The organism is Umezawaea sp. (assembly GCF_057122925.1).
Window position 1 is genome coordinate 34,789 of sequence record NZ_DBNGPQ010000083.1, and the last position, 24,340, is coordinate 59,128.

At 71.1% G+C, this 24,340-nt stretch carries 23 protein-coding genes, 1 pseudogene and 1 riboswitch; of the genes and pseudogenes, 12 read left to right on the plus strand and 12 right to left on the minus strand.

Annotated elements, in window-relative coordinates; genetic code table 11:
• Nucleotides 1-64: 64 nt before the first annotated feature.
• The 4 genes from AC156L_RS18825 to AC156L_RS18840 form a co-directional block, all read right to left on the minus strand.
• Nucleotides 65-940 (minus strand): ABC-2 transporter permease, encoded by an 876-nt coding sequence (locus tag AC156L_RS18825; RefSeq protein ID WP_330878409.1) that lies wholly within the window; start codon nt 938-940, stop codon nt 65-67.
• Nucleotides 940-2,124, minus strand: coding sequence for an ATP-binding cassette domain-containing protein (locus AC156L_RS18830; protein WP_330878408.1), 1,185 nt, complete (start codon nt 2,122-2,124; stop codon nt 940-942). The genes AC156L_RS18825 and AC156L_RS18830 overlap by 1 nt, the downstream gene beginning before the upstream one ends.
• A gap of 82 nt (nt 2,125-2,206) precedes the next feature.
• Nucleotides 2,207-2,704, minus strand: a complete 498-nt coding sequence (locus AC156L_RS18835; RefSeq protein ID WP_330878407.1) for a hypothetical protein — start codon at nt 2,702-2,704, stop codon at nt 2,207-2,209.
• A 6-nt stretch (nt 2,705-2,710) separates the two neighbouring features.
• Nucleotides 2,711-2,911, minus strand: a complete 201-nt coding sequence (locus AC156L_RS18840) for a hypothetical protein (protein WP_330878406.1) — start codon at nt 2,909-2,911, stop codon at nt 2,711-2,713.
• 393 nt (nt 2,912-3,304) lie between these two features.
• On the opposite strand from AC156L_RS18840, the gene AC156L_RS18845 reads away from it, so the two are divergent.
• Nucleotides 3,305-4,786, plus strand: a complete 1,482-nt coding sequence (locus AC156L_RS18845; protein ID WP_330878405.1) for an MFS transporter — start codon at nt 3,305-3,307, stop codon at nt 4,784-4,786.
• 11 nt (nt 4,787-4,797) lie between these two features.
• Complete coding sequence (locus AC156L_RS18850) at nt 4,798-5,514, plus strand: TetR/AcrR family transcriptional regulator (protein WP_330878404.1); 717 nt, start codon at nt 4,798-4,800, stop codon at nt 5,512-5,514.
• Nucleotides 5,515-5,537: 23 nt separating this feature from the next.
• On the opposite strand, the gene ald is transcribed toward AC156L_RS18850, so the two are convergent.
• Nucleotides 5,538-6,650 (minus strand): alanine dehydrogenase, encoded by a 1,113-nt coding sequence (ald, locus tag AC156L_RS18855; RefSeq protein ID WP_330878403.1) that lies wholly within the window; start codon nt 6,648-6,650, stop codon nt 5,538-5,540.
• Nucleotides 6,651-6,881: 231 nt separating this feature from the next.
• Nucleotides 6,882-6,974, plus strand: a riboswitch (glycine riboswitch).
• Nucleotides 6,975-7,128: 154 nt separating this feature from the next.
• Between ald and gcvH the strand changes: the two genes are divergently transcribed.
• Complete coding sequence (gene gcvH, locus AC156L_RS18860; RefSeq protein ID WP_330878402.1) at nt 7,129-7,509, plus strand: glycine cleavage system protein GcvH; 381 nt, start codon at nt 7,129-7,131, stop codon at nt 7,507-7,509.
• A complete protein-coding gene (locus tag AC156L_RS18865; RefSeq protein WP_484407114.1) occupies nt 7,509-8,879 on the plus strand; it encodes an L-serine ammonia-lyase in 1,371 nt (456 codons plus the stop codon). The genes gcvH and AC156L_RS18865 overlap by 1 nt, the downstream gene beginning before the upstream one ends.
• A gap of 45 nt (nt 8,880-8,924) precedes the next feature.
• Here AC156L_RS18865 and AC156L_RS18870 read toward each other — a convergent pair whose 3' ends face one another.
• Nucleotides 8,925-9,263, minus strand: coding sequence for an L-rhamnose mutarotase (locus AC156L_RS18870; RefSeq protein WP_330878998.1), 339 nt, complete (start codon nt 9,261-9,263; stop codon nt 8,925-8,927).
• 120 nt (nt 9,264-9,383) lie between these two features.
• On the opposite strand from AC156L_RS18870, the gene galE reads away from it, so the two are divergent.
• Nucleotides 9,384-10,337: a UDP-glucose 4-epimerase GalE gene (gene galE / locus AC156L_RS18875; RefSeq protein ID WP_330878997.1), complete on the plus strand. Its 954-nt coding sequence runs from the start codon at nt 9,384-9,386 to the stop codon at nt 10,335-10,337.
• A gap of 34 nt (nt 10,338-10,371) precedes the next feature.
• On the opposite strand, the gene AC156L_RS18880 is transcribed toward galE, so the two are convergent.
• A complete protein-coding gene (locus AC156L_RS18880; RefSeq protein WP_330878996.1) occupies nt 10,372-10,860 on the minus strand; it encodes a glutathione peroxidase in 489 nt (162 codons plus the stop codon).
• Between the two features lie 79 nt (nt 10,861-10,939).
• Entirely contained in the window at nt 10,940-11,332 is a 393-nt protein-coding gene (locus tag AC156L_RS18885; protein ID WP_330878995.1) for an SSI family serine proteinase inhibitor, read from the minus strand.
• Between the two features lie 153 nt (nt 11,333-11,485).
• Here AC156L_RS18885 and AC156L_RS18890 point away from each other — a divergent pair, with 153 nt between their 5' ends.
• Nucleotides 11,486-12,781 (plus strand): MFS transporter, encoded by a 1,296-nt coding sequence (locus AC156L_RS18890; RefSeq protein WP_330878994.1) that lies wholly within the window; start codon nt 11,486-11,488, stop codon nt 12,779-12,781.
• Here the strand turns inward: AC156L_RS18890 and rdmE are convergent.
• Nucleotides 12,741-14,267, minus strand: a complete 1,527-nt coding sequence (gene rdmE / locus AC156L_RS18895; protein ID WP_484407116.1) for an aklavinone 12-hydroxylase RdmE — start codon at nt 14,265-14,267, stop codon at nt 12,741-12,743. The two genes, AC156L_RS18890 and rdmE, sit on opposite strands and share 41 nt — an antisense overlap.
• Nucleotides 14,268-14,407: 140 nt before the next feature.
• The gene (locus AC156L_RS18900) at nt 14,408-15,427 is read right to left on the minus strand and encodes a Gfo/Idh/MocA family protein (protein ID WP_330878992.1); all 1,020 of its coding nucleotides are present in this window, start codon (nt 15,425-15,427) and stop codon (nt 14,408-14,410) included.
• Nucleotides 15,428-15,622: 195 nt separating this feature from the next.
• Between AC156L_RS18900 and AC156L_RS18905 the strand changes: the two genes are divergently transcribed.
• Together AC156L_RS18905 and metX are read left to right on the plus strand one after the other, a co-directional pair.
• On the plus strand, nt 15,623-16,924 hold the full coding sequence (locus AC156L_RS18905; RefSeq protein ID WP_330878991.1) for a bifunctional o-acetylhomoserine/o-acetylserine sulfhydrylase: 1,302 nt from the start codon (nt 15,623-15,625) through the stop codon (nt 16,922-16,924).
• Nucleotides 16,921-17,997 (plus strand): homoserine O-acetyltransferase MetX, encoded by a 1,077-nt coding sequence (metX, locus tag AC156L_RS18910; RefSeq protein ID WP_330878990.1) that lies wholly within the window; start codon nt 16,921-16,923, stop codon nt 17,995-17,997. The genes AC156L_RS18905 and metX overlap by 4 nt, the downstream gene beginning before the upstream one ends.
• 21 nt (nt 17,998-18,018) lie before the next feature.
• Here metX and AC156L_RS18915 read toward each other — a convergent pair whose 3' ends face one another.
• Nucleotides 18,019-19,584 carry a cellulose binding domain-containing protein gene (locus AC156L_RS18915; RefSeq protein WP_484407117.1) on the minus strand — a complete coding sequence of 522 codons (1,566 nt, stop codon included), beginning with the start codon at nt 19,582-19,584 and terminating at the stop codon, nt 18,019-18,021.
• A gap of 256 nt (nt 19,585-19,840) precedes the next feature.
• On the minus strand, nt 19,841-20,341 hold the full coding sequence (locus tag AC156L_RS18920) for a hypothetical protein (RefSeq protein ID WP_330878988.1): 501 nt from the start codon (nt 20,339-20,341) through the stop codon (nt 19,841-19,843).
• Between the two features lie 175 nt (nt 20,342-20,516).
• Here AC156L_RS18920 and AC156L_RS18925 point away from each other — a divergent pair, with 175 nt between their 5' ends.
• The 4 genes and pseudogenes from AC156L_RS18925 to AC156L_RS18940 all read left to right on the plus strand — a co-directional run.
• Entirely contained in the window at nt 20,517-21,659 is a 1,143-nt protein-coding gene (locus AC156L_RS18925) for a sensor histidine kinase (RefSeq protein WP_330878987.1), read from the plus strand.
• Nucleotides 21,656-22,309 (plus strand): response regulator transcription factor, encoded by a 654-nt coding sequence (locus AC156L_RS18930; protein ID WP_330878986.1) that lies wholly within the window; start codon nt 21,656-21,658, stop codon nt 22,307-22,309. Before AC156L_RS18925 ends, AC156L_RS18930 begins: the two co-directional genes overlap by 4 nt.
• A 51-nt stretch (nt 22,310-22,360) precedes the next feature.
• Nucleotides 22,361-23,107, plus strand: coding sequence for an alpha/beta hydrolase (locus AC156L_RS18935; RefSeq protein ID WP_330878985.1), 747 nt, complete (start codon nt 22,361-22,363; stop codon nt 23,105-23,107).
• Between the two features lie 418 nt (nt 23,108-23,525).
• Nucleotides 23,526-24,332: pseudogene (locus AC156L_RS18940) on the plus strand (acyltransferase family protein); the annotation flags it as partial.
• Between the last annotated feature and the right edge of the window lie 8 nt (nt 24,333-24,340).

Below are 24,340 nucleotides of genomic sequence, written 5' to 3' on the forward strand. Positions count from 1 at the left end.
AACTCGAAAAGATGGTGACCCGACCTACCGGCGCGGCCTCGCGCGGTGGTCGGTCATAACTCGATCAGGTGATGTCCTTCCGTTGCGTTGCAGCCCAGCCGCCCAGGAAGAACACGGCGGTCCAGACCAGGAAGATCAGGCCGCTGAGCCACCAGTCGAACGCGCCGAGCGCGCCCGCGATGCCGCGGATCACCTCGGCCAGTTCGTCCGGCACCACGCCCGCCGTCGACAGGAACAGGTTGGCGGCGACCGAGCCCGTGAGGCCGTTGACCGAGCCGTTCGGCAGGAACCCGATGACCGACGGCACGCCCTGCGCGGCCAGCACCAGCTGGATGCCGTTCTCCAGGATGAGCATGTAGAGGATCAGCACGATCGTCGTGGCGATCGGGCTGGTCATCAGGGCGCCGACGCCGACGCCGAACATCGTCATCAGGATCGACGACAGGATGCCGACGCCCGCCATCGCGATCCACCCGGTGGCGTCCGGCAGCGAGGAGGAGTCCGAGGTGAACACGATGCCGACGCTGACCGAGGCGACGATGGCGACGCCGAAGATCGCGCCCCACGCCAGGTAGACGAGCAGCTTCGCGGACAGGGCGGCGACCCGGTTCGGCGCGGTGAGGAACGTCGTGGTGATCGTGCGGCGGCTGATCTCGTTCGAGATCGCCAGGCCGCCGAAGATCATCGGGAACACCGTGGCGACGTTGATGCTGCGCGCCATCCCGAACACCGAGACCTGCCACTGCGACGAGTCGATGCCGAGGATCTCGGCGAGGTCCTGGGTGTCGGAGCTGTTGAGCACGTCCATGAGGCTCTTGCCGATGGCGCCGGTGCCCAGCGCCCAGCCCAGTGCGATGAGCACCGTGGGGATCATGATCCCCCACCACAGGCCGGTCGTGGTCGTCTTGCGGAACTCGGCCTTGACCAGGTTCATCAACATCAGTTGCCGCCCCCGTATCCACCCTGACCCGGCTGCTGGTAGCCCGGCGGGGGTTGTTGCTGTTGGTTGTCCTGCGGGGGCTGCTGGTACTGCTGGTAGCCCTGGGGTGGCGGCTGGTACTGCTGTTGCTGCTGGTAGTCCGGCGGCGGGAGCTGCGGCTGCTGGTACTGCTGGGGCGGGTAGCCCTGCTGCGGGAACTGCCCCGACGGCGTCGGCGGCGCGTAGTAGCCGCTCTGCTGCGGACCCTGCGGCCCGGCGAACGGGTTCTGCCCGGCGGCGGTGTACTGGCCGTTGGTCAGCTGGAAGAACAGCTGCTCCAGGTCGACCCGCTCCTCCTGGATGCCGTAGACCGACACCCCTGCCTTGAGCGCGGCGTCCGCGACCTGCTTGGCGTCCATGCCGGTGACCGCCAGCCTGCCGTCGGGGACCTGCTCGATCCCGGTCACGCCCTCGGCCTGGAGCGCGGTGACGAGCGCGCTCGCGTCCGACGGCTGCACCAGCACGCGGCTGCGCTGCGAACCGCGGAGCTGGTCGAGGCTGCCGTAGTACATGGTCTGGCCGCGGCTGACGATCACCACCTGGTCGACGGTCTGCTCGATCTCCGCCAGCAGGTGGCTGGAGATCAGCACCGTGCGGCCCGCGCGCGCGTAGCTCTGGAGGAACGTCCGCAGCCACGCGATGCCCTCGGGGTCGAGGCCGTTCGCGGGCTCGTCCAGCACCAGCACCTGCGGGTCGCCGAGCAGCGCGGTCGCCAGCGCGAGCCGCTGCTTCATGCCCAGCGAGAAGCCGCCCGCCTTGCGCCCGCCCGCCGCGCCGAGACCGACGAGGTCCAGCACGTGGTCGGCGGCCTGGTCGGGCACGCCGATGGCCGCGGCGTACACCCGCAGGTGGTTGCGGGCTGTGCGCTTGGGGTGGAACCCCTGCGCCTCCAGCACCGCGCCGACCACCCGTGCCGGGTTGCCGAGCTGGTGGAACGGCCGTCCGTTGATGAAGCTCGTCCCCGCGGTCGGCGTGACGAGGCCGAGCAGCATCCGCAGCGTCGTCGTCTTGCCCGCACCGTTCGGGCCGAGAAAACCGGTCACCGACCCCGGTTCGACCGTGAAGCTCAGGTTCTGCACCGCGGTGACCGGACCGAACTGCTTGGTCAGGCCTTGCACCACGATGCGCCCACTGCCGTCGTGCACGCGTCCCTCCCGATGTGCGGGTGTCGTGGCCCCGCTCGGGGTCATCCTGCCCTAGAGGGATCTCGGGCTCCGGGCGATCCGGTCAATCGGGCAGCGCGTGGCGCGCCCTGCTCACGACGGGGGCGCGGTGGAGGCCCGCTTCGGCGGCGACCCGCACGACCGGGAGTTCGGTCGTGCGTTCCGAGGACGACTCCGGCGGCACCTCGTCGTACTCCACGTCGTCGAGCTCGGTGGTGGGGTAGGCCGGGTCGGCGCTGCCCTCGCCCGTCCCCGATCGGGTGAACGGATTCCGCAACGGCGCGCGGCGGTCGCGGTGAGCAACCCCCTCGCCGATGAGGTGCTGGTGAGCCATCGTCCAGATCTGGCACGGCCACCTGCGGCGGCGCAGCCAACCGGGACAGGCGCGGCACCGGCTGTCCTCGTCGGGCTGGTGCACGGTCAGCAGCAGCCGCCACCCGTCGGCGAGCCGGTGGATCTCGGAGCGGGCAAGCGGGACGAGAGACTCGGCTTCGCCCTGCTCAGCAACCTTGTCGAGCAGCGCGAGCCGTTGGAGGACGGCCTTGCGCAACGCTTCTTCCACCGTGCGTCACCTCTGCTCGGGGGGTGCCGAGGAGGCCGCGGCGCGGTCGAGCAACTGGTGCAGTCGCCGCGTTTGAGTGGCGGACATCACAGCGGATTCTCCGGGGGGTGAGACCAGCAGAACGCGGTCGTTCTCGACCAGCACGGTCATCGACCGGTCCCTGCCGAAGGGGTCGTGGCAGTCGATCCAGCCCTGTGGTTCAGCCATGTGCGCTCCTAACGGAGTGTGCTCGGGCTTCCGGGGTTGACGGGGTGAGAGCGGGTGTATCCGCTGCGTAGCGACGCTGTCCCCTGATACGTCCATCGGTCGCGGGGGCCTCCGGGAGTACTGGTCACCGGGGAATTCACTCGTTTGTTTGAGGAGCGCACACGGGCGGTGGTCCACGACCCCGAAGGTCCAATGTCTCGAATCGGTGGGGCAACTGGGCACGGAGGCCGGTTGTTGTCTAAGCTTGTGCTCGGCGGCCCGCTCCCAGTGACCCCCAGGCTGGTTGAGCGGGTCGCTTTTTAGCGCCCTCGACTCCCCGCACGGCTTAACGCGTTGTTCCACGTCCGGCCATCTCGTACGGTGTACGGCAGTCGTACAACGTAAGGGGGAATCGTGGAAACTCGTGCGCACCCGCAGCGCTGGCTGGTGCTCGGGGTGCTCTGCCTGTCCGTGATGGTCGTGGTGCTCGACAACACCGTGCTCAACGTGGCCATCCCGTCCATCTCCACCGGGCTCGGGGCCAGCACCGCGGACATCCAGTGGATGATCAACGCCTACTCGCTCGTCCTCGCGGGCCTGCTGCTGACCTCGGGCGCGCTGTCCGACCGGTTCGGCCGCAAGCGCGCGCTGGTCGCGGGGCTGGTGGTGTTCGGCGTCGGGTCGGCCGCGGGTGCCTGCGCGGGCACGCCGGAGGCCCTCATCGGCGCACGGGCGTTCATGGGGCTGGGGGCCGCGTTCCTCATGCCCGGCACGCTCGCCGTGCTCGTCCAGCTCTTCGACGAGCGCGAGCGGCCGAGGGCGATCGCCATCTGGGCCGCGGTCTCGTCGATCGGCCTCGCGGGCGGTCCGGTCATCGGCGGCTTCCTGATCGACCACTTCTGGTGGGGCTCGGTGTTCCTGGTCAACGTGCCGATCGCGGCCCTGGCCGTGGTCGCGGTCGCGCTGCTGGTGCCGGAGTCGAAGGACCCGACCGTGCGCAGGCCCGACCTGCCCGGCTCGGTGCTGTCCACGATCGCCATGACCTCGCTCGTGTGGGCGGTGATCTCGCAGCCGGAGCACGGGTGGGGCTCGGCGCGCGTGCTCACCGCGCTGGGGGTGGGCCTCGTGGCGCTGCTCGCGTTCGGCTGGTGGGAGCGGCGCACCCCCGACCCCATGCTCGACCTGGGGTTCTTCGCCGACCGGCGGTTCTCCGGGGCGGTCACGGGCGGGGTGCTGGCGGCGTTCGGCATGGGCGGGTCGCTGTTCCTGCTCACCCAGCACCTCCAGTCGGTGCTCGGCTACTCGCCGCTGGAGGCGGGCGTGCGGGTCGCGCCGATGGCCGTGGCGGTGCTCGTCGTCAGCAACCTCTGCGCGGGCCTGGGGGCGAGGTTCGGCGCGGGCAACACGATGGTGCTCGGCATGTCCGGGGTCGCCGCGGGCCTGCTGGCGCTGTCGTTCTCCACCGCGGACGGCGGCTACACCGCGACGCTGGCCGGGCTGGTCCTGATCGGGGCGGGCGTCGGCATCGCCATGCCGGTCGCCGCGAACGCGCTCATGAGCGCCATCCCACCGGAACGGGCGGGCATCGCGTCCGGCCTGAACGGCACGCTCACCGAGCTGGGCAACTCGTTCGGCATCGCCGTGCTGGGCAGCCTGCTCTCCGCGCGGTTCGCCGCCGCGCTGCCGGACGCCCTCCCGGAGGGCGCGGAGCGGTCGATGTCGTCGGCGTTGCGGGCCGCGGCGGGCTCGCCGGAGACGGTCCTGGCGGTGCGCGAGGCGTTCGTGTCGGGGATGTCGGTCAGCCTCGTCGTCGGCGCGTGCGCGGCCCTGCTCGGCGGTGTCCTGTCCGGGCTCCTGCTGCGGCGGACGGATCGGCCGCACCCGGTGGCCGCCTAGGATCCACTCCCGTGGCGGACAAGACGCGGGACCCCGTGCTCGACAGCGTGTGGCTGGCGGAGCGCAGGCCCGCGTCCGCCGGGCACGTGGCGCTGAGCCGGGAGGCGATCGTGCGCGCCGCCGTCGAGGAACTGGACGCGCACGGGCTCGCGGCGCTGTCCATGCGCAAGCTCGCGACCCGGCTCGGCGTGGCCCCGATGTCGTTGTACTGGCACGTGCCGACCAAGGACGCCGTGCTGGAGCTGGCGCTGGACGAGGTGCTCGGCGAGGTGGGCCCGCCGGACCTCGACCGCGCGTGGACCGACGCGCTGCGGGGCCTGATGAGTCACTTCCGGCAGCTGTTCCACCGCCACACGTGGCTCCCGCACCTCCAGGGGCTCTACCCGAACATCGGGCCGAACGCGGTAGGGCTGGCGGAGTCGGTGCTGGCGGTGCTGGTGGGCACCGGGCTCTCGCAGGTCGAGTCGAGCCGCGCGGCCAGCACCCTGATGAGCTTCGTGACCGGCTTCGCGTCCTCCGAGGTGCGGTGGGCCGAGCAGTCGTCCCCCGCCGGGCAGCCCGACCCGGCGTGGATCGCGGTGCTGGTCGAGCGGTACCGCGAGCGCTTCCCGCTGTTCACGAGCCAGTTCGTCCTGACGGAGCTGTGGGAGGCCGACGCGCAGTTCGACCACGGCCTCGACTGCGTGCTCGCGGGTCTGGAAACGCGAACCGGGCAGCCGCACAGGTAGCTGCCCGGCCCGTCCCGCAGTGGTCAGACGACCTGGTCGAGGGGGGTGTGCGGGAGCGCGAGCGCCTCCGCCACCGGGAGGTTGACGAGCTGGCCGGCGTGCACGTTCAGGCCCGGCGCGAGGGAGGCGTCGGCGCGCAGCGCGGGCTGCCAGCCCTTGTCGGCCAGCGCGACCGCGTACGGCAGCGTCACGTTCGTGAGCGCGTAGGTCGAGGTGCGCGGCACGGCGCCGGGCATGTTCGCGACGCAGTAGAAGACGGACTCGTGGACCTGGAAGGTCGGGTCCGCGTGGGTCGTGGGGCGCGAGTCGGCGAAGCAGCCGCCCTGGTCGATCGCGATGTCGACGAGCACCGAACCGGGCTTCATCCGCGCGACCAGGTCGTTGCTGACCAGCTTCGGTGCCTTGGCGCCGGGCACGAGCACCGCGCCGATGACCATGTCGGCCTCGCGCACGGCCTGCTCGACCGCGTAGGCGTTGGAGGCGATCGTGCGGAGCTTGCCGCCGAACTGGGCGTCGACCTGCCGCAGGCGGTCCACGTTCGTGTCGAGGATCTGCACGTCGGCGCCCATGCCGACGGCGATCGTCGCGGCGTTCACCCCCGCCACGCCGCCGCCGATGACGACGACCCGCGCGGGGGCCACACCGGGCACGCCGCCGGGCAGCACGCCCCGGCCGCCGGAGGGCTTCATCAGCGCGAACGCGCCGACCTGCGGGGCGAGGCGGCCCGCGACCTCGGACATCGGGGCCAGCAGCGGCAGGGCGCCGTTCGCGGTCTGCACCGTCTCGTACGCGATGGCCGTCGTGCCGGACGCGATCAGCGCCTCGGTCAGCGGCAGGTCGGCGGCCAGGTGCAGGTAGGTGAACAGCACCTGCCCGGCGCGCAGCCGGTGGTACTCCGCCGCGACGGGCTCCTTGACCTTGAGCACCAGCTCACCCTCGGCCCACACCTCGTCCGCCGAGGCCAGCACCTTCGCGCCCGCCGCCTCGTACTCGGCGTCGGTGATGGCGGAACCCAGACCCGCGCCCGCCTCGACGAACACGTCGTGGCCGCGGCTGGTCAGCTCGTGGGCACCGGCGGGGGTCAGCGCGACGCGGTACTCGTGGTTCTTGACCTCGCGGGGAACGGCGATCCGCACGGTGACTCCTTCGACCTCGGAGAGCGGGAGCTGGGCTGCTGGTTCAAAGGTCCGGCATGCCCAGCACGCTGTCATCGTGTTCGCGGCACTACCGCGTAGGGGTCGGTTTGTGCGCGTGGCACAACGAGATCGGGTTTCGCCGTCCGTGCGCGCGTTGACACCCGATCTGCGGCCACATAGCTTTCAGCACGTTCGCCAACTGAAGAACGGCCGGGGCGCCCTCGCGGCGCCGCAACCCGAGCGGGAGAGTCCCCGGCAGTCGCCGGGGCGCCGAAGGAGCAAGTACCCCGCACACTCTCAGGCAACGAGAACCGCTCGGGCGAGGCGACTCTGGAAAGCGCGCTCCGGGCGCGCACCCACGGTGCAAGCCGCGTTCGCGCGGTGAAGCTCTCAGGTCCCATGACAGAGGGGGAGTCGGACCGACCCCAAGGTCGGCGCGGTTGTCGCGCGCCTGCCCCGAGCCCCGTGGAGTGCCGCTGTGGACCACCCCGAACACCTGCTCTACACCCCCGAACACGAATGGGTCGACTGGACGCCCGGCACGCAGGAGCCGGTCACGGTCGGCATCACGTCCTACGCCGCCGAGTCGCTGGGCGACCTGGTCTTCGTGCAGCTGCCCGAGGTCGGCGAGCGCGTCACGTCCGGCGACGTGTGCGGCGAGCTGGAGTCGACAAAGTCGGTCAGCGACCTGTACGCGCCGGTCAGCGGTGAGGTCGTGGAGGTCAACGGGGGCGTCGTCGACGACCCGGCGCTGATCAACTCCGACCCGTACGCGGCCGGGTGGCTGTTCAAGGTCCGGGTCGAGAACGCCGAGGGTCTCCTCACCGCCGCGAAGTACGTGGAACTGACGGGCAGCTGATGGCGATCAGCGTCTTCGACCTGTTCTCCGTCGGCATCGGACCCTCCAGCTCGCACACCGTCGGCCCGATGCGCGCCGCGTCGATGTTCGTCGACCGGCTGCGCTCGCGCGGCCTGCTGGACGGCGCGACGCGCGTGCACGCGGAGCTGTTCGGCTCGCTCGGCGCGACCGGCCACGGTCACGGCAGCCCCAAGGCGGTGCTGCTGGGCCTGGAGGGGTGCAGGCCCGAGGAGGTCGACCCGGCGGCGGCCGACGAGCGGTTCGAGGAGATCAAGCGGACCGGGCGGCTGAGGCTGGGCGGCGCGCACGAGATCGCCTTCGTCCACGACAAGCACCTCGTCATGCACCGCCGCAAGTCGCTTCCCGTGCACCCCAACGGGATGCGCTTCGAGGCGTTCTCGGACGACGGGTCCCTCGACCACGCCGTGTACTACTCGGTCGGCGGCGGGTTCGTCGTGGACGAGCACGCCAGCGGCGCGGACAAGATCAAGGCCGACGACACCCCGTTGGCCCACCCGTTCCTCACCGGCGACCAGTTGTTGGCCCGCACCAGGGAAACCGGGCTGTCCATCAGCTCGGTGATGCTGGAGAACGAGCAGTCGTGGCGCGGCGAGGGCGAGATCCGCTCCGGGCTCCTGCGGATCTGGCACGTCATGCAGGAGTGCGTCGAACGCGGCTGCACCGAGCACGGCATCCTGCCCGGCGGCCTGAAGGTGCGCCGCCGCGCCGCCGAGATGCGCAAGGCGTTGGCGGGCGAGCACTTCGCCACCGACCCGCTGCGCGTCATGGACTGGGTGACGCTGTTCGCGCTGGCCGTCAACGAGGAGAACGCCGCGGGCGGGCGCGTGGTCACCGCGCCCACCAACGGCGCGGCGGGCATCGTTCCCGCCGTCCTGCACTACTACACCCGTTTCGTGCCGGGCGCTTCCGATGACGGCGTGGTCCGCTTCCTGCTCACCGCGGGCGCGGTCGGCGTGCTGTTCAAGGAGAACGCGTCCATCTCCGGGGCCGAGGTCGGCTGCCAGGGCGAGGTCGGCTCGGCCTGCTCGATGGCCGCGGCCGGGCTCGCCGAGGTCCTCGGCGGCACGCCCGAGCAGGTGGAGAACGCCGCCGAGATCGCCATGGAGCACAACCTGGGCCTCACCTGCGACCCGATCGGCGGGCTCGTGCAGATCCCGTGCATCGAGCGCAACGCTCTGGCCGCCATCAAGGCGATCACCGCGGCCCGCATGGCGCTGCGCGGCGACGGCTCGCACTTCGTGTCGCTGGACAAGGTCATCAAGACCATGCGCGACACCGGCAAGGACATGTCGGTGAAGTACAAGGAAACGGCTCGCGGCGGGCTCGCCGTCAACGTCATCGAGTGCTGACCGGGCGCGCGTGGAGCCGGGCGTCGGCTCCACGCGCGGACCGGGTCAGCTCATGTGCCACACCTCGGTGGCGTCCGCCCACAGCCGCCCCTCCTCGGCCTCCGGCACCGGCACCTGGCACGGGTCGGTGAGGGTCCACCACTCCTGGGTGGTCGGGTCGGCGGCGATGAGCGCCATGTCCGCCTCGTAGTCGTCGCCGACGTACTCGTAGTAGGAGATCAGCCGGTCGCCGAGCAGGAAGATCGAGTAGTTGGTGATGCCGCTGGCGGTCAGCCTGGCCTCCACGTCGGGCCACACGACCTGGTGCAGCCGCAGGTACTCGTCGCGCTTCTCGGGGAGCACCCCGACGACTCGGATGTGCCGTTGTGGTGCGGAAGCCGACATCGCTGCTCCTCTGTCCGTTGGCCGTCGTCGCGAGAGTACAGACGTCCGATGTGTCGGTGCTCGTCGTGGCTCCGCGTAGGGTCGGGTCCGAGTCGGGGACCACCAACCTGGGAGTGATGGATGAAGCTGCTGGTCACGGGCGGCGCCGGGTACATCGGCAGTGCGACGGTCGCGGCGCTGGTCGCCGCGGGGCACGAGGTCGAGGTGTTGGACGACCTGTCGACCGGGTTCGTGGACAACGTGCCGGAGGGCGCGGTGCTGCACGAGTTGCCGCTCAGCGCGGCGGCGCAGGTGGTCGACTCGACGTTCGACGCGGTGCTGCACTTCGCGGCCAAGATCTCCGTCGCCGAGTCGGTGCGCAAGCCCGACCTGTACTTCGACGTGAACGTGCGCGGCACCATGACGCTGCTGGACTCCATGCGCGCCAACGACGTCAAGCGGCTCATCTTCTCCTCGACGGGGTCGATGTACGCCGACGCCGGGCTGGAACCGCTGGCGGAGGACTCGCCGGTCGACCCGCAGAACCCCTACGCCGCGAGCAAGTCCATCGTGGACACCATGTTGCCGTGGGAGTGCCAGGCGCACGGCCTCGGCGCGGTGAGCCTGAGGTACTTCAACGCGGCGGGCGCCAGCGGGCACCTCGGGGAGCGGCACACGCCCGAGACCCACCTGATCCCGATGGTGCTGGACGTCGCGGCGGGCAAGCGGGCGGAGTTCCTGCTGTTCGGCGACGACTACCCGACGCCGGACGGCACGTCCGTGCGGGACTACATCCACATCGAGGACCTGGCCTCGGCGCACGTCCTCGCGCTGGAGGCGGCCGAACTCGGCAAGCACAAGGTCTACAACCTGGGCAACGGCCGGGGTTTCTCGATCCGCGAGGTCGTCGACGCGGTGCTCGAGGTGACCGGCCACCCGGTGCCGACCCGCGTCGCGCCCCGCCGCGAGGGCGATCCGGTCGCGAGCGTCGCGTCCGCCGACAAGGCCCGCACCGAGCTGGGCTGGCGGCAGGCGAAGCCGGAGCTGACCGCCATCATCGCGGACGCCTGGGCGTTCCACCGCTCACGCCCGTGACGGGGAGCCCCTCGCCGGGGCTCCCCACCGCGCGTCACGCGGGCAGGACGGCCTCGATCGCCTTGACGACCTGCTCGTCATCGGGCTTCGTGACCGGCCGGAACCGGGCCACGACCTCGCCCTCGGGGCTGATCAGGAACTTCTCGAAGTTCCACTGCACGTCACCGGCGGCGCCGTCGGCGTCGGCGGTCTTGGTCAGCTCGGCGTAGACCGGGTGCCGGTCGGCGCCGTTGACCTCGATCTTCTCGAACAGCGGGAACGTCACGCCGTACGTGGTCGAGCAGAAGGTCTCGATCTCCTCGGCCGTGCCGGGCTCCTGGCCGTTGAACTGGTTGCACGGGAAGCCGACCACCGAGAAACCCTGCTCGCCGTACTGCTCCTGGAGCTGCTCCAGGCCGGTGTACTGCGGCGTGAGCCCGCACTTGGACGCCACGTTCACGACCAGGACGGCCTTGCCGCGCAGCGACTCCAGCGTGGTCGGCTCACCCGAGATCGTGTTGACCGGGATGTCGTAGATGCTCAAGAGGTCGCCCTTTCACCGTGGACCCGTTCCGTTCCCAGACTACGGCTCCGCCCGCGGTGGACGGGGGCGCGTGAGCCGGTCAGAACTGGAAGACCGACCCGGTGTCCACGCGCACCGCGCACGCGTTCGGGTAGACGTGGTCGAAGGTGCGCCGCTCACCGCGCCAGCTTCCGGAGGCCGTCACGTGCACGGGCCGGTACTCGAAGGTGCACAGCGAATCCGAGTCCTGCACGGCCTGCACGTCGCCGTCGGACCGCAGCAGGTCGTCGCACGCCACCCGCGCGTTCGGGTGCGACCCGCCGGACGGCTCGCAGTGCAGGGTCGTCGACCGCACGCCCGCCTCCTCGGTGGACGTGGTCAGCACGAGCGTGGAGGAGGGGACGAGTTCCGAGCCCGCCGGGGGAGCGATCTCGTCGACCGGCAGGAAGGGGATCACCGCGGCGAAGGCCGCGAGGAAGGGGAGGGGTGCCATGCGCCCACAGTGGCGCGACCGGACCCCTGACCACGACCCAACCGGGCGGTAACACCGGATCGAGTGGTTCCGGTGACCGTTGACCAACCGGATCCGCTCGACTTGCGTCGGACGGGGGTGTGCAGACCATGATCGACTCGGCACGCTGGGGCGATGGGGACATCAAGCGTGCGCCGGGTGGCACTGGCCAGTTCGGCGGGGAACGCGGTCGAGCTCTACGACTTCCTGCTCTACGGAACGGCGTCCGCGCTGGTCTTCGACAAGCTGTTCTTCCCGTCGTTCGACCCGAGGATCGGGACGCTGCTGTCGCTGGCCACGTTCGGCGCGGGCTTCCTGGCCAGGCCGCTCGGCGGGGTGGTGATCGGGCACTTCGGCGACCGGATCGGCAGGCGGACGATGCTCGTCCTGACGCTGACCGCCACGGGGGTGTGCACGGCCCTGATCGGGGTGCTGCCGACGTACTCGTCGATCGGGCTGCTGGCCCCGGTGCTGCTGGTCCTGCTGCGGGTGGTCCAGGGGTTCTTCCTGGGCGGTGAGCAGGGCGGGGCCACGCTGATGACGGTCGAGCACTCACCACCGGGGAGGACGGGCTGGTACGGGAGCTGGACGTTCCTCGGGTCGCCGCTGGGCCTGCTGCTCGCGAGCGGGGCGATGTCGCTGGCCGTGACCGCCTCCGGTGACGACTTCCTCGTCTGGGGCTGGCGCGTCCCGTTCCTGTTCAGCCTCGTCCTGGTCGGGGTCGGGCTGTACGTGCGGCTGTCGGTGCAGGAGAGCCCGGTGTTCGAGCGGACCCGTGCGGAGGAGGGCACGGCCAAGCTGCCGGTGGTCGTCGTGCTGAAGGACCACTGGCGCACGGTGCTGCTGGGCGCCGGGGTGAACTTCGGGTTCAACATGTTCATCTTCGTGCTGGCCACGTTCGCCGCGTCGTACGCCACCCGGCAGCTGGGGATGACCCGCTCGGTCATCCTCAACGCCACGCTGATCGGCGCGTTCTCCCAGGCGGTGGCGATCCTGCTGTTCGCCCGGCTGTCGGACCGGGTGGGGAGGATGCCGGTCATGCTGGGCGGCGCTGTGTTCCTCGGCGCGTTCGCGTTCCCGATGTTCTGGCTGCTGGAAACCCGCGACCCCGCGCTCGTGGTCGTGGCGATGCTGATCGGCTTCACCGGGTCCGCGGCGATCTTCGGGCCGATGCCCGCCTACTACGCGGAGCTGTTCGGCCCGAAGATCCGCTACAGCGGTGTGTCCCTGAGCTACCAGTTGGGCGCGGTGCTGGGGGGTGGTCTGTCACCGGTCGTCGCGGCGGCGCTGCTGGGGTTGACGGCGGACCAGGCCAGCTGGCCCGTGTCGCTCTACCTGATCGGCGGGGCGCTGGTCAGCGCGGCCTGCATCGTCGCACTGGGGGAGACGATCAGCGGTCGAGCACCGAGTCGAGCACCCGCCGAACCGTAGCCGCCGGGTCGAGCACCAGGTCCGGGCTGCGCCACGCCACGACGCCGTCCGGGCGGACCAGGCTCGCGCCGCGCTCGCCGATGCCGTAGCGCGCCGAGAGCTGTCCGGAGGGGTCGGTGAGGACCGGGACCGCCACCTCGCAGTCGTTCCACGCCGGGTCGAGGGTGATCAGGGTCCAGCCCCCGCCGAAGAGGTCCACCGTGGACACGCGCAGGCCGTCGTGGTCGACCTCGACGTGCGGTGCCCGGTAGCCGGGGCGACCGGTGGGGGCGAACGGGTCCTCCGGTGAGGTGTCGTCGTCCTCCGGGAGCACGGCGGTGGAGCGGCAGGGGAAGCCGAAGCCGAGTCGCAGGTGGTCGGTCGGTTCCGGGAGGTCCGAGGTCGCCAGGTGCGGGGCGAAGCGCTCCACGTAGTTGCGGTAGGAGGTGTCGACGACCGCCCGCGCGTAGGGGTGTCGTTCTGCGTCGTAGCTGTCCAGGAGTCCTGGGCCCGCCTCGCCCTTCAGCACCGCCGCCAGCTTCCAGGCGATGTCGTAGCCGTCCTGGACGGCCGTGTTGCCGCCGAGGCCGCCGGTGGGCGGGGTGACCTTGGCCGCGTCGCCCACCAGGAAGACGCGGCCGGAGGAGAACCGGTCGGCCGTCCACGCGGCCATGTGCCAGGTGGTGATGTCGAGGATCTTCGGGTCCAGGTCCGGGACGTCGGTGGCCGTGCGGATGAGGGACGTGCAGCGGGCCTCGTCGTGGTCGGCGGTGGATTCGCCGCGCTCGGGGTGGTGTTCGACGGTGAGGACGTGGCGGCGGTCCGTGGTGAGGGAGACGAACGCGCCGGTGGAGGTGGGGTTCTGGAGGTAGAAGAGGGTGGTCCGGGCTGGATCGGTGTGGAGGGAGAGGTCGGCCTCGAAGATGATGCCGATGTGGTGGGCCAGGTGGCCAGGGCCGTGGCGTTCCACTCCCGGGGAGTCCCGGATCCTGCTCCGGTGGCCGTCCGCGGCTATGAGGTACTTGGTTCTGGTGGTGGTTGATTCGTTGGTGGTCAGGTCCAGGAGGGTGGCCGTCGTGCCGGTGTCGTCCTGGGTGAAGTGGGTCAACCGGGTGGCGAAGTGGACTTGTGCGCCTAGTGTCCTGGCCTTGGTGAGGAGGACCGTTTCCACGTGGTCCTGGGAGGCCGTGCCGAACGGGGCCGGGGAGAGGGTGGAGTGGTCCGGGGGGTTGTCGTCGGTGGCTATGGATTTGTAGACGGTTCCCTTGAGGCTTTCGGCGATCTTGATGGTGAGGGGGCCGCCGCTGCCCGCGAGCACTTCCCCCGCTGCTCCCGCTCTGGTGAGCAGTTCCATGGTTCTGGGGGTTTGGCCTGTCGCCTTGGGGTGCAGGGCGGTGGTCGGGTGTGCGGAGATCGTGCGGACCTTGATGCCCTGTCGGGCCAGGAAGAGGGTGGCTGAGAGGCCTGCCAGGCCAGCTCCTCCTACCAGGACGTCGGTGTCTTCCATAGTAAGTATCTTAGGCTCTAAGAGACTTTGTGGGCAAGAGGGCGCGTTGGGGGTAGCCGTGGGGCTGGAGGGCTCGCCAGGTGGGGTCGGGGGTGCTCGCCAGGTGGCTGCCGGTTCCAGCGCCGTGCGGCCGGCGTGGGTTAGTCCAGGGAGATCGTGGTTTTTGTTCTTGCTGATTTTTCTGCTGCTTCCAGTACTTCCAGGCCTGTTGCTGCCTCCCAGGGGGATACTGGGGTTTCCGCGTTCGCTATTGCTTGGTAGAAGGCCGGGTAGTTGCCTGGGATTGTCGGTACCGGGGTTCTTTCTTGGTCTTGTTGTAGGTGGCCCCAGGATGACGGTTGTTCTGTTCCCCAGTCGGTTGCCGGGATTTTCCCTGCTTTGAGTTGTTCTTCCTGGGGGTCCATGCCGTGTTTCACGTAGGCCGCCTCGTCGCCCAGGACTCTGAACCTGGGGCCTCGGTCTGCTGCCAGTGCGCTGGCCCAGAGGTGGGAGGTGGTGCCGTCCTGGTGGGTCAGGGCCAGGAAGGCCTCGTCCGGCGCTTGTGCTCCTGTGCGCAGTGTCCTGATTTCCGCGTAGACCTCTGCGGGGCGGCCGAAGAGGGTGAGGGCCTGGTCGATCAGGTGGGTGCCCAGGTCGTAGACGATGCTGCCCAGGTCTGCCGGGTCCCCTGATTCCTTCCAGCTCGGTTTGAGGTTCGGGCGCCAGCGCTCGAAGCGGGACTCGAAGCGGTGCACCGCGCCCAGGGCTCCCTCCGCCAGGAGTCGTCGCACGGTCAGGAAGTCGCCGTCCCACCGCCTGTTGTGGAACGGGACCAGCGTTCGTCCTCGCTCCTCCGCCAGTTCCGCCAGGGCGCGGGCTTCCGCCGCCGTGCCGGAGAAAGGTTTGTCCACCACCACGTCGAGGCCGTGTTCCAGCGCCTCGCGGGCGTGCTCGTGGTGGAAGCGGTTCGGTGTCGTGACCACCGCCAGGTCGAAGTCGCCCGTCCACACCTCGTCCACTGAGGACAGCACTCTCGTGTTCGGGTACCTCGCCCTGACCTCTGCCGCCCGGTCCGGGTTGGCGGTCACGACGGCGCTCAGTTCCAGGCCCGGTGTCGTGTTCAGGAACGGCGCGTGGAAGGCCGAGCCGCCCAGTCCGTAGCCGATCAGTGCGGTGCGCATGGCACTGAACATAGGCGTCCCACGTCGTGGACGCCCTGTTGCGAGTTCGGCACCCGGAACTACCGTCGCTGTCATGAGTCTGCTCGTGACCAGGCGGCACGTGGACCACGTGCGCGTCACCAGCATGGCCTGTCCCGGCCGCGCTTGATCCACCCCGACTCCGCACAGCCATCGAGTGAAAACCAGGAGACAGCCATGTCCGCAGACACCTCCGCCTGGTCGTTCGAGACCAAGCAGGTCCACGCCGGAGCCGGCCCCGACCCGGCGACCGGGGCCCGTGCCACGCCGATCTACCAGACGACGTCGTACGTCTTCCGCGACACCGCCCACGGCGCCGCGCTGTTCAACCTCTCCGAAGCGGGCAACATCTACACCCGCATCAACAACCCCACCCAGGACGTGCTGGAGCAGCGGGTGGCCGCGCTGGAGGGCGGGATCGCGGCCGTGGCGTTCGCGTCCGGGTCGGCGGCCGTGACGGCGACGATCCTGAACCTCGCTCGATCGGGTGACCACTTCGTCTCCAGCGCCTCGCTCTACGGCGGCACGTACAACCTGTTCCACTACACGCTGCCCAAGCTCGGCATCGAGGTCACCTTCGTGGACGACCCCGACGACCTGGAGGCGTGGCGGGCGGCGGCTCGGCCGAACACGAAGCTGTTCTTCGCCGAGACGTTGGCGAACCCGCGCGCGCACGTGCTGGACATCGCCGCGGTGGCGGGTGTCTCGCACGAGGTCGGGGTGCCGCTGGTGGTGGACAACACCGTGCCGACGCCGTACCTGGTGCGGCCGATCGAGCACGGCGCGGACATCGTGGTGCACTCGGCGACCAAGTACCTGGGCGGTCACGGCACGACCATCGCGGGCGTGGTGGTCGACGGCGGCACGTTCGACTTCGGCACGGAGCGGTTCCCGGACTTCACCGAGCCGGACCCGAGCTACAACGGCCTGCGGTACTGGCCCGCGCTGGGCCACGGCGCGTTCGCCGCGAAGCTGCGCGTGCAGCTGCTGCGCGACACGGGCGCGGCCATCGCCCCGCTGAACAGCTTCCTGATCATCCAGGGCATCGAGACGCTGTCGCTGCGCATCGACCGGCACGTGGCGAACGCGCAGGCGCTCGCGGAGTGGCTGGAGCAGCGCGACGAGGTGGAGAAGGTCCACTACGCGGGTCTGCCGTCGAGCCCGTTCCACGAGAACGCGAAGAAGTACCTGCCCAAGGGCGCTGGGGCGATCGTGTCGTTCGAGCTGCGCGGCGGCGTGGACGCGGGGCGGGCGTTCGTGGACGGCACCGAGCTGTTCAGCCAGCTCGCGAACATCGGCGACGTCCGCAGCCTGATCGTCCACCCGGCCAGCACCACGCACAGCCAGCTTGCCCCCGAGGAGCAGGTCACGACGGGTGTCACGCCGGGTCTGGTGCGGCTGTCGGTCGGCATCGAGGGCGTCGAGGACCTCAAGGCCGACCTGGAGGCGGGGTTCCGCGCGGCGAAGTCCGCTCTGTGACCACTGGTGGAAAGACCCCTCGTGCCGCCGGCGGGTGGCGCGAGGGGGACCCCGCCGGGCGGCGGCTCTGGTACTCCCACGACGGCCCGCTGGCCGGGCTCCCCGCCGTGCGGCTCGCCTACGAGACGTGGGGGACGCTCAACGCGGACCGCTCCAACGCGGTCCTGGTCGAGCACGCCCTCACCGGCGACAGCCACGTGGCAGGCGTGGCGGAACCGGGTCACCCCACCCCCGGCTGGTGGGACGCGCTGGTCGGGCCGGGCAGGCCGCTGGACCCGGCGCACTGGTTCATCGTCGTCCCGAACGTGCTGGGCGGGTGCCAGGGCAGCACCGGCCCGCTGTCCACCGCCCCCGACGGGCGGCCGTGGGGCAGCAGGTTCCCCCTGGTGACCGCCCGCGACCAGGTCGCGGCGGAGGTGGCGCTGGCCGACGCGCTCGGCGTCGACTCCTGGGCCGCCGTCCTCGGCGGTTCCATGGGCGGGATGCGGGCGCTCGAATGGGCGGTCGGCCACCCGGACCGGCTGGGGGCGTTGCTGCTGCTGGCGTGCCCGGCGGCGGCGTCCGCCGAGCAGATCGCGCTGGCGTCGACCCAGATCCACGCCGTCCGCGCCGATCCGCTGCTGGGCCTGGGGATCGCCCGCCGGATCGCGCACATCAGCTACCGCACCGAGGCGGAGCTGGCCACCCGGTTCGGTCGGGAGCCGCAGGGCGACGGCAGGTTCGCCGTCGAGTCCTACCTGGACCACCACGCCGACAAGCTGGTCCGCCGCTTCGACCCGGACAGCTACGTCGTCCTCACCGAGTCGATGAACAGCCACGACGTGGGCCGCGACCGCGGCGGTGTGCGGTCCGCGCTGCGCCGCGTCACCGCTCGCACGATCGTCGCGGGCGTCGACACCGACCGGCTGTTCCCCCTCACCCAGCAGGAGGAGCTCGCCGCGGGCATCACCACCGCCGACGACCTGCGGGTCGTCACGTCGGACCACGGCCACGACGCGTTCCTCATCGAGTCCGACCAGGTGGGCGCGCTGGTGCGGGAACTGCTGCCGGCGCGGGTGCCCTCCGGCGCGTGACCGGAGAGCACCCGCCGAGGGCTAGAAACCGGCCGTGATGCGGGAGAACTCCCAGTCGGACTGGGCGATGCCGCTGCACGCCGCGGTCACGCCGCCGCCGGGGCAGCCCCGGTCGCGGTTCACCGACCAGAACGCGAGCCTGCCGAGGCCGTTGGTCTTCGACCAGTCGCGGATGGCGGTCCACGCCGCCACCGACGTCATCTCCTGCTGGTCGGACAGCCCGTTCATGCCGGAGATGCCGACGTGGTTGAACGCCACCGCGTCCGACCAGCCGAACGTGGCCCTGAGCTTGTCCTTCAAGCCGGTGGCCGCGTTGATCGTGTCGGTCTGGACGTCGGCGCTGCCGAAGTCGAACGGCATGATCGTGAACACGTCGATGCCCGCGTCCAGCGCCTTCGCCCGCTCGACCAGGCGACCGCCGTAGAAGTTCGGGCCGGTCGTCGTGGTGCCGAACGTGACGATGGTCTGGATGCCGGGGTTGTTCTGCTTGACGATCCTCAACGCCGTGAGGATGCGGTCCTGCACGACCTCGTTCTCGAACTCGTCGGTGTTCTCGATGTCGATGTCGATCGCCTTCAGGCCGTAGGCGTCGATGACCTTCTGGTAGGCGCCCGCGAGCAGTTCGGGGGTCGCGCAGTTCGGGCCGAGCTTGTTGCCGCTCCAGCCGCCGAAGGACGGGACGATGTCGCCGCCGTTCGCGCGGATCTCGGCGATGGCCGCCGCGTCGGCGCTGCCCGCCAGCGGTCGGCTGCCGTCCCACGCCGGGTTGCAGCCGCCCGAGGACAGGATGAACGCCATCGTGAACCACTTGACGCCGGTGGCCTGCATGACGGTGGTCGGGCTCGGCGGGTTGCCCCAGCCCACGTACAGGTACGGGGCCGCGGTCCTGGTGCCGTTCGACGGGTCCTCGCCGCCGGGCAGGGTGGTGGCGGAGACCTGGTTGCTGGCGCCGGAGGTGTTGCCCGCGGCGTCGCGCGCCTTGACCGTGAACGAGTAGGCCGTGCCTCCGGTCAGGCCGCTGACCGTGGCCGAGGTGCCGGTGGAGGTCGTGGCGAGCGAGCCGCCCCGGTAGACGTCGTAGCCGACGACGCCGACGTTGTCGGTGGCCGCGTTCCAGGTCAGCGACACGGAGTTCTTCGTGGTCCCGGTGGCGGAGAGGCCCGCGGGAGCGCTCGGAGCGGTCGTGTCGCCGCCACCGCCGCCGGTGCAGGGAGCGCCGTTGACGGTGCAGTTGAGCGGCGAGCCCGAGCCGGTGCCGGTGAGGCCGAAGCCCGCCTGGGCGCCGACGCCGACGCTGCCGTTGTAGTCCTTGTTGACGGCCACGTAGTGGTCGCCGGACCGGGTGACGACCGCGTCCCAGTGGCTCGTGACGGCGCTGCCGGACGGCATGTCGAACTCGACGCGCCAGCCGTTCAGGGTGCTGGCACCGTTGTTCGCGACGGTGAACCTGGCTTCGAAACCGGTTCCCCAATCGCCCGTCTTGGTGAAGGTGGCGGTGACGCCCGTGGCCGCTGACGCGGTCGGGGACGTCAGCGTCGCCACTGTCAGGGCGCTGATCGAAAGCAGCGCGCCGAAGCGGAATTTCATTGTTCTCCCTGATGGAGAGGTGGCGGGTGCAGGGTGACCGTCCACTCGACCTCGGGAACGTCCGGGCTGGTCAGCAAGAGACACTGGTCTGGACCACCGCACGTGTCAAGGGCGCGCACCGGTCATCGGCGCATTTCCGCAGGCACGACCGGGACAATTTTTCACGAACGTGAACAGGCGTGCGGAACAAATGGGGAATCCAGGGCGCCCGGTGTTGCCAATTCTCGGGGATCAGGCCGCGTTCGCGAGGACCGCGTCATTCCTCCAGCGACGTGGTGATCCAGTCCGGCACGTCCAGGTCGCGCGTCTGGCACTCGGCGGCGAGCTTCACCGTCCAGCGCAGCGCCTGGAGCACGACGGTCGCCAGCTCCTGCGGCGCGCCGTTCGTGAGCGCGATCTCGATCTGCTCGGCGGCGGCCTCCTCGTCGCCGTGCACCTCGGCCAGCAGCGTCCTGATCGCGGTCCGCACGGGCGGGTCCGCGTCGTCGATCGGGACCTCCTGCCCGTCCTCGTCGAAGACCTGCATCTTCACCGGGGTGGCGCCGCCCGACCCGAGCGCCGCGACCATGCCGCTGCACTCGGAGAACAGCAGCAGCACGAGCTCCCTGATCTCCTCGTTGCCCTCGGGCGACCCGCTGAGGTAGCCGGTGACGAGGTCGACCGCGACAGCGTCCTCCCCGACCTTGGCCGCGGCCAAGGCCTCGCCGGCCACGGCCGTCAGCCGGGACCAGCGATCCGGATCATGCTGCGAGGTCATCCCACCATCTTTCAACACGTCGGCCCTCGGCGCGGGCCGCCCTTCGTCTGCCCCACTGCCTACCGGTTGGTGATCGGGTGCCGCAATGCCCAATGGCCCACAGGTCCGGGTGATACCGGGGTATGTCACCCCACGGAGGCACGACCGGCACGGCCCTCCGCCCTAGCATCGGCTGGTGATCCGCTCCTTGCTCCAGGTCGTGGCCCTGCGGGACCACACACCGGCACTCGGGAACCTGCCCGTCCGCCTCCGGCGGCCGGGTGTGGCGGTGATCATGCTCTACGCCGTCGTGGTCGCCGTCGTGGCCAGCGCGGACTACGTTCGCCTCCACGAGCCGGACGGCGTCTGGCCCGTGTACTTCGCGGTCATCACGGGCTCGTACGCGCTGCTGGTCCGCTCCCCGCTGACCGGCTGGCGGGTCGCGACGATAGGTCTGTTCATCGACGTGTCGGCGCACGGCTCGGCCGCTCCCGTGCTCAACGGCTGGCAGTGGTGCTTCTACCTGCCCACCGTCGTCGGTGTCGCCCTGCTCTACTCGCGGCCCGTCGTGGTCACCGCGGGCTGGCTCACGCTGGGGCTGCTCGGCATCGCGGGGGCGATGAAGGGCGTCAGCTTCTACCCGGAGACGGCGATCGTGCTGGGCCTGGTCCTGCTGGTCGGGTACGCCTTCGGCTCCAGGGGCCGGGTCGAGGCGGAGATCGAGCGGGAGCGCGCGGAGAAGGGCGCGCTCGTGGAGCGGGCGCGCATCGCCCGCGAGATGCACGACGTCGTGGCCCACCACATGTCGATGGTGGTCGTGCGCTGCGAGACCGCCCCCTACCGGATCGCCGACCTGCCCGAGGCCGGTGTCCGGGAGTTCGCGGAGCTCGGCGCCGCGGCCCGCGAGGCGATCACGGACATGCAGCGGCTGCTCGGGGTGCTGCGCAGCGCGGGCCAGCGGGCCGACCGGGAGCCGCAGCCGGGGATCGCGCAGATCGCCGACCTGGCCGCCCGCGCGTCAGCCTCGGTCGAGGTGCCCTCGCTGGACGTGCCGGAGTCCGTCGGGCTGACGGCGTACCGGGTCGTCCAGGAAGCGCTGACCAACGCCGCCCGCCACGCGCCCGGCGGAGCGGTGTCGGTGGTGCTGCGGGTGGTGGACGGCTCGCTGGAGGTCCTCGTGCGCAATACTCGGGGCGGCGCGTCCCTCGGCGGTGGTGGCGGGCACGGGCTCACCGGGATGAAGGAGCGCGTCGCGGTGCACGGAGGGTCGATCACCGCCTCGCCGTCCGGTGACGGCGGGTTCGAGGTGCGGGCGCTGATTCCGCTGGGGGACGAGTGATCAGGGTGCTCGTGGTCGACGACCAGGAGATGGTGCGCGAGGGCTTCGCCGCGCTGCTGGCCGCGCAGGAGGACATCGAGGTCGTCGGGTCGGCCGGGGACGGCGTCGCCGCGGTGGCGGCGGTGCGGCGGCTGCTGCCGGACGTGGTGCTGATGGACATCCGGATGCCGGAGCTGGACGGGCTGGGCGCCACGCGGCTGCTCGCCGCCGAACCGCACCCGGTGAAGGTGCTGGTGCTGACCACGTTCGACCTGGACGACTACGTCTACGAGGCGCTGAGGGCAGGCGCCAGCGGGTTCCTGCTCAAGCACGCGCCCGCGCGGGAGCTGCTCGACGCGGTGCGGGTCGTGGCGCGCGGGGAGGCGCTGCTGGCGCCGTCGATCACCAAGCGGCTGATCGAGGACTTCGTGAAGTCCAGGCCCGCGCAGGGGGTTCGGCCCCGCGCGCTGTCCTCGCTGACCGAGCGGGAGACGGAGGTGCTGAGGCTGATCGCGCAGGGGCTGTCGAACGGGGAGATCGCCGGGCACCTGTTCGTCGCCGAGCAGACGGTGAAGACCCACGTGGGTCGGGTGCTGATGAAGCTGGGCCTGCGCGACCGGGCCCAGGCCGTGATCGCGGCGTACGAGAGCGGGCTCGTCGTACCGGGGTAGTGGGCCCGCGGGGTGATGATCCCGTCGGCGTGGTCTTCGTAGTTTTCGGCCATGTCCAAGGTGATCGCCCTCGTGGCCGCGCTGCTGGTCGTGGTGTCACCGGTGTCCGCCGGTGCCGTCGCGCAGACCGAACCCGAGTTCCCCGCCGACGTGCGCGTGCTGCGGTTCGAGCCCGCAGGCCGGGGACGGCTCGTGGTGGCGCTGGGCGATCTCCCGCGCGCCCGGCACGTCGCGGTGGTGGTGCCGGGGTCCGATGTGGACGTTCGGAGGTTCGGCAGGCTGCTGGCTGTGGCCCGCGCCGTGCACACGGCCGCGGGTCGGGACGACGTGGCCGTGGTCGCGTGGCTCGGGTACGACACGCCCGAGGGGCTGGGGATCGACGCCGCCACCGGCGGTCTGGCGCGGGCCGGGGCCGAGGAGCTGTCGTCGTTCGTGCGCGGGCTGCCCGCCGCGCACGTGTCGTTGCTGTGCCACAGCTACGGGTCGGTGGTGTGCGCGTCGGCCGACCTGGGCGGCGTGGGGGACGTCGTGTTCACCGGCAGTCCGGGCGTTCGGGCGTCGTCGGTGGCGGAACTCCGCACGGGTGCGCGGGTGTGGGCCGCGCGGTCGTCCGGCGACTGGACGGGGTGGGTGCCGAAGGTGCGGGTGGGGGACCTCGGGCACGGCACCGACCCGGCGGCGCCGGAGTTCGGGGCGCGGGTGTTCCCCGCCGGGGACGGGAGCCACGACGAGTACTACCGGGCGGGAGGGGTCGCGCTGGGGGAGATCGTGCGGATCGTGACGGGGGAGGGGCGATGAGGCGGCGCTGGTGGCGCGAGCTGCTCGCGGACGTGCTGACCGGTCTGGTGCTGGCCGGGTACTGGCTGGCGGCCTGCGGGGCGGGTGGCGCGGCCGGGGTCCGGGCGGGTCAGGCCGGGGTCCGGGCCGGTCGGGCGGGTCAGGCCGGTCAGGCGGGTCAGGCCGGTCGGGCCGGTTGGGCGGCTCGGGGTTCTGGCGGGTCGTACGGGGTGGGCGGGTCGGGATCGAGGTCGGGCGGATCCAGTGGATCAGGTGGATCGGGTTCGGACGGGTCCGGTGGGTCAGGTGGGTCGGGTTCGGGCGGGGCGAGCGGGTCAGGCGGGTCGGGGTTCGGAGGTGGACGGTGAGCGGTCGTGATCCCGTCGTCGACACGGTGCGGGCCATCGCCGTGGTGGGGGTGGTCGTCGGGCACTGGCTGGTGACCGCGACGGTCGCCGGGGTCGACGGGGTGGGCATCGACAGCCCGCTGCGGACCCTGCCGGGGTTCGTGCCGGTGACGTGGGTGCTCCAGACGTTGGGCCTGTTCTTCTTCGTCGGCGGGTTCGGGGCGGCGCGGTCCCGGTCGTCCCTGCTCGGCCGGGTGCGGCGCGTCGTGGTGCCCGTCCTGCTGCTGCTCGGGTTCTGGGTGGTGGTGCTGGGCGGGCTGTGGTTCCGGGGGTTGCCGCAGGTCACCCTGCTGTCGGTGGTGCACCTGGTGACCACGCCGCTGTGGTTCCTCGGGGTCTACCTGCTGCTGTCCGCGATGACGCCGGTGTTCCGGCTGCTGGACCGCGTTCTCGGTGTGGCGGCCGTGGCGCCGCCGGTGCTGCTGGTCGTGCTGCTGGACGTGCCCGCGGTGAACGTCGTCGCCGTGTGGTGGGCCGCCTGGCAGTTCGGGATCGTCGTCGCGCGGGTGGGTGCGCGGCGGTGGTGGGGCGTGGTGCCCGCGCTCGTCGGGGCGGTGGCCTTCGCGGTGCTGGTGCGGTACGGCGGGTACCCGGCCAGCGCCGTCGGGGTGCCGGGGGAGCGGTCGAACCTGGCCCCGCCGTCGGCTGCGGCGCTGGCGCTGGCGTTCACGCAGATCGGGGTCGTGCTGCTGGTGCGGCCGGTGTTCCTCCCGCGCTTCGTCGCGTGGGTGAACCGGCGCGCGCTGCCGATCTTCCTGGTGCACCAGAGCGCGCTGCTGGCCGTGACGTTGGTCGGGTCGGCGTTCGGGCCGCTGCCGGGGCTGCTCACCGAGCCCGACGGGCTCGC

What these genes read in the sequence shown, in the direction of transcription:
- AC156L_RS18885 (WP_330878995.1), bottom strand. Translation starts at nt 11,332, where the DNA reads ATGGCACCCCTCCCCTTCCTCGCGGCCTTCGCCGCGGTGATCCCCTTC.
- AC156L_RS18920 (WP_330878988.1), bottom strand. Translation starts at nt 20,341, where the DNA reads ATGACCTCGCAGCATGATCCGGATCGCTGGTCCCGGCTGACGGCCGTG.
- AC156L_RS18915 (WP_484407117.1), bottom strand. Translation starts at nt 19,584, where the DNA reads ATGAAATTCCGCTTCGGCGCGCTGCTTTCGATCAGCGCCCTGACAGTG.
- AC156L_RS18890 (WP_330878994.1), top strand. Translation starts at nt 11,486, where the DNA reads ATGGGGACATCAAGCGTGCGCCGGGTGGCACTGGCCAGTTCGGCGGGG.
- galE (WP_330878997.1), top strand. Translation starts at nt 9,384, where the DNA reads ATGAAGCTGCTGGTCACGGGCGGCGCCGGGTACATCGGCAGTGCGACG.
- rdmE (WP_484407116.1), bottom strand. Translation starts at nt 14,267, where the DNA reads ATGGAAGACACCGACGTCCTGGTAGGAGGAGCTGGCCTGGCAGGCCTC.
- AC156L_RS18825 (WP_330878409.1), bottom strand. Translation starts at nt 940, where the DNA reads ATGTTGATGAACCTGGTCAAGGCCGAGTTCCGCAAGACGACCACGACC.
- AC156L_RS18870 (WP_330878998.1), bottom strand. Translation starts at nt 9,263, where the DNA reads ATGTCGGCTTCCGCACCACAACGGCACATCCGAGTCGTCGGGGTGCTC.
- AC156L_RS18905 (WP_330878991.1), top strand. Translation starts at nt 15,623, where the DNA reads ATGTCCGCAGACACCTCCGCCTGGTCGTTCGAGACCAAGCAGGTCCAC.
- AC156L_RS18840 (WP_330878406.1), bottom strand. Translation starts at nt 2,911, where the DNA reads ATGGCTGAACCACAGGGCTGGATCGACTGCCACGACCCCTTCGGCAGG.
- AC156L_RS18935 (WP_330878985.1), top strand. Translation starts at nt 22,361, where the DNA reads ATGTCCAAGGTGATCGCCCTCGTGGCCGCGCTGCTGGTCGTGGTGTCA.
- AC156L_RS18865 (WP_484407114.1), top strand. Translation starts at nt 7,509, where the DNA reads ATGGCGATCAGCGTCTTCGACCTGTTCTCCGTCGGCATCGGACCCTCC.
- AC156L_RS18900 (WP_330878992.1), bottom strand. Translation starts at nt 15,427, where the DNA reads ATGCGCACCGCACTGATCGGCTACGGACTGGGCGGCTCGGCCTTCCAC.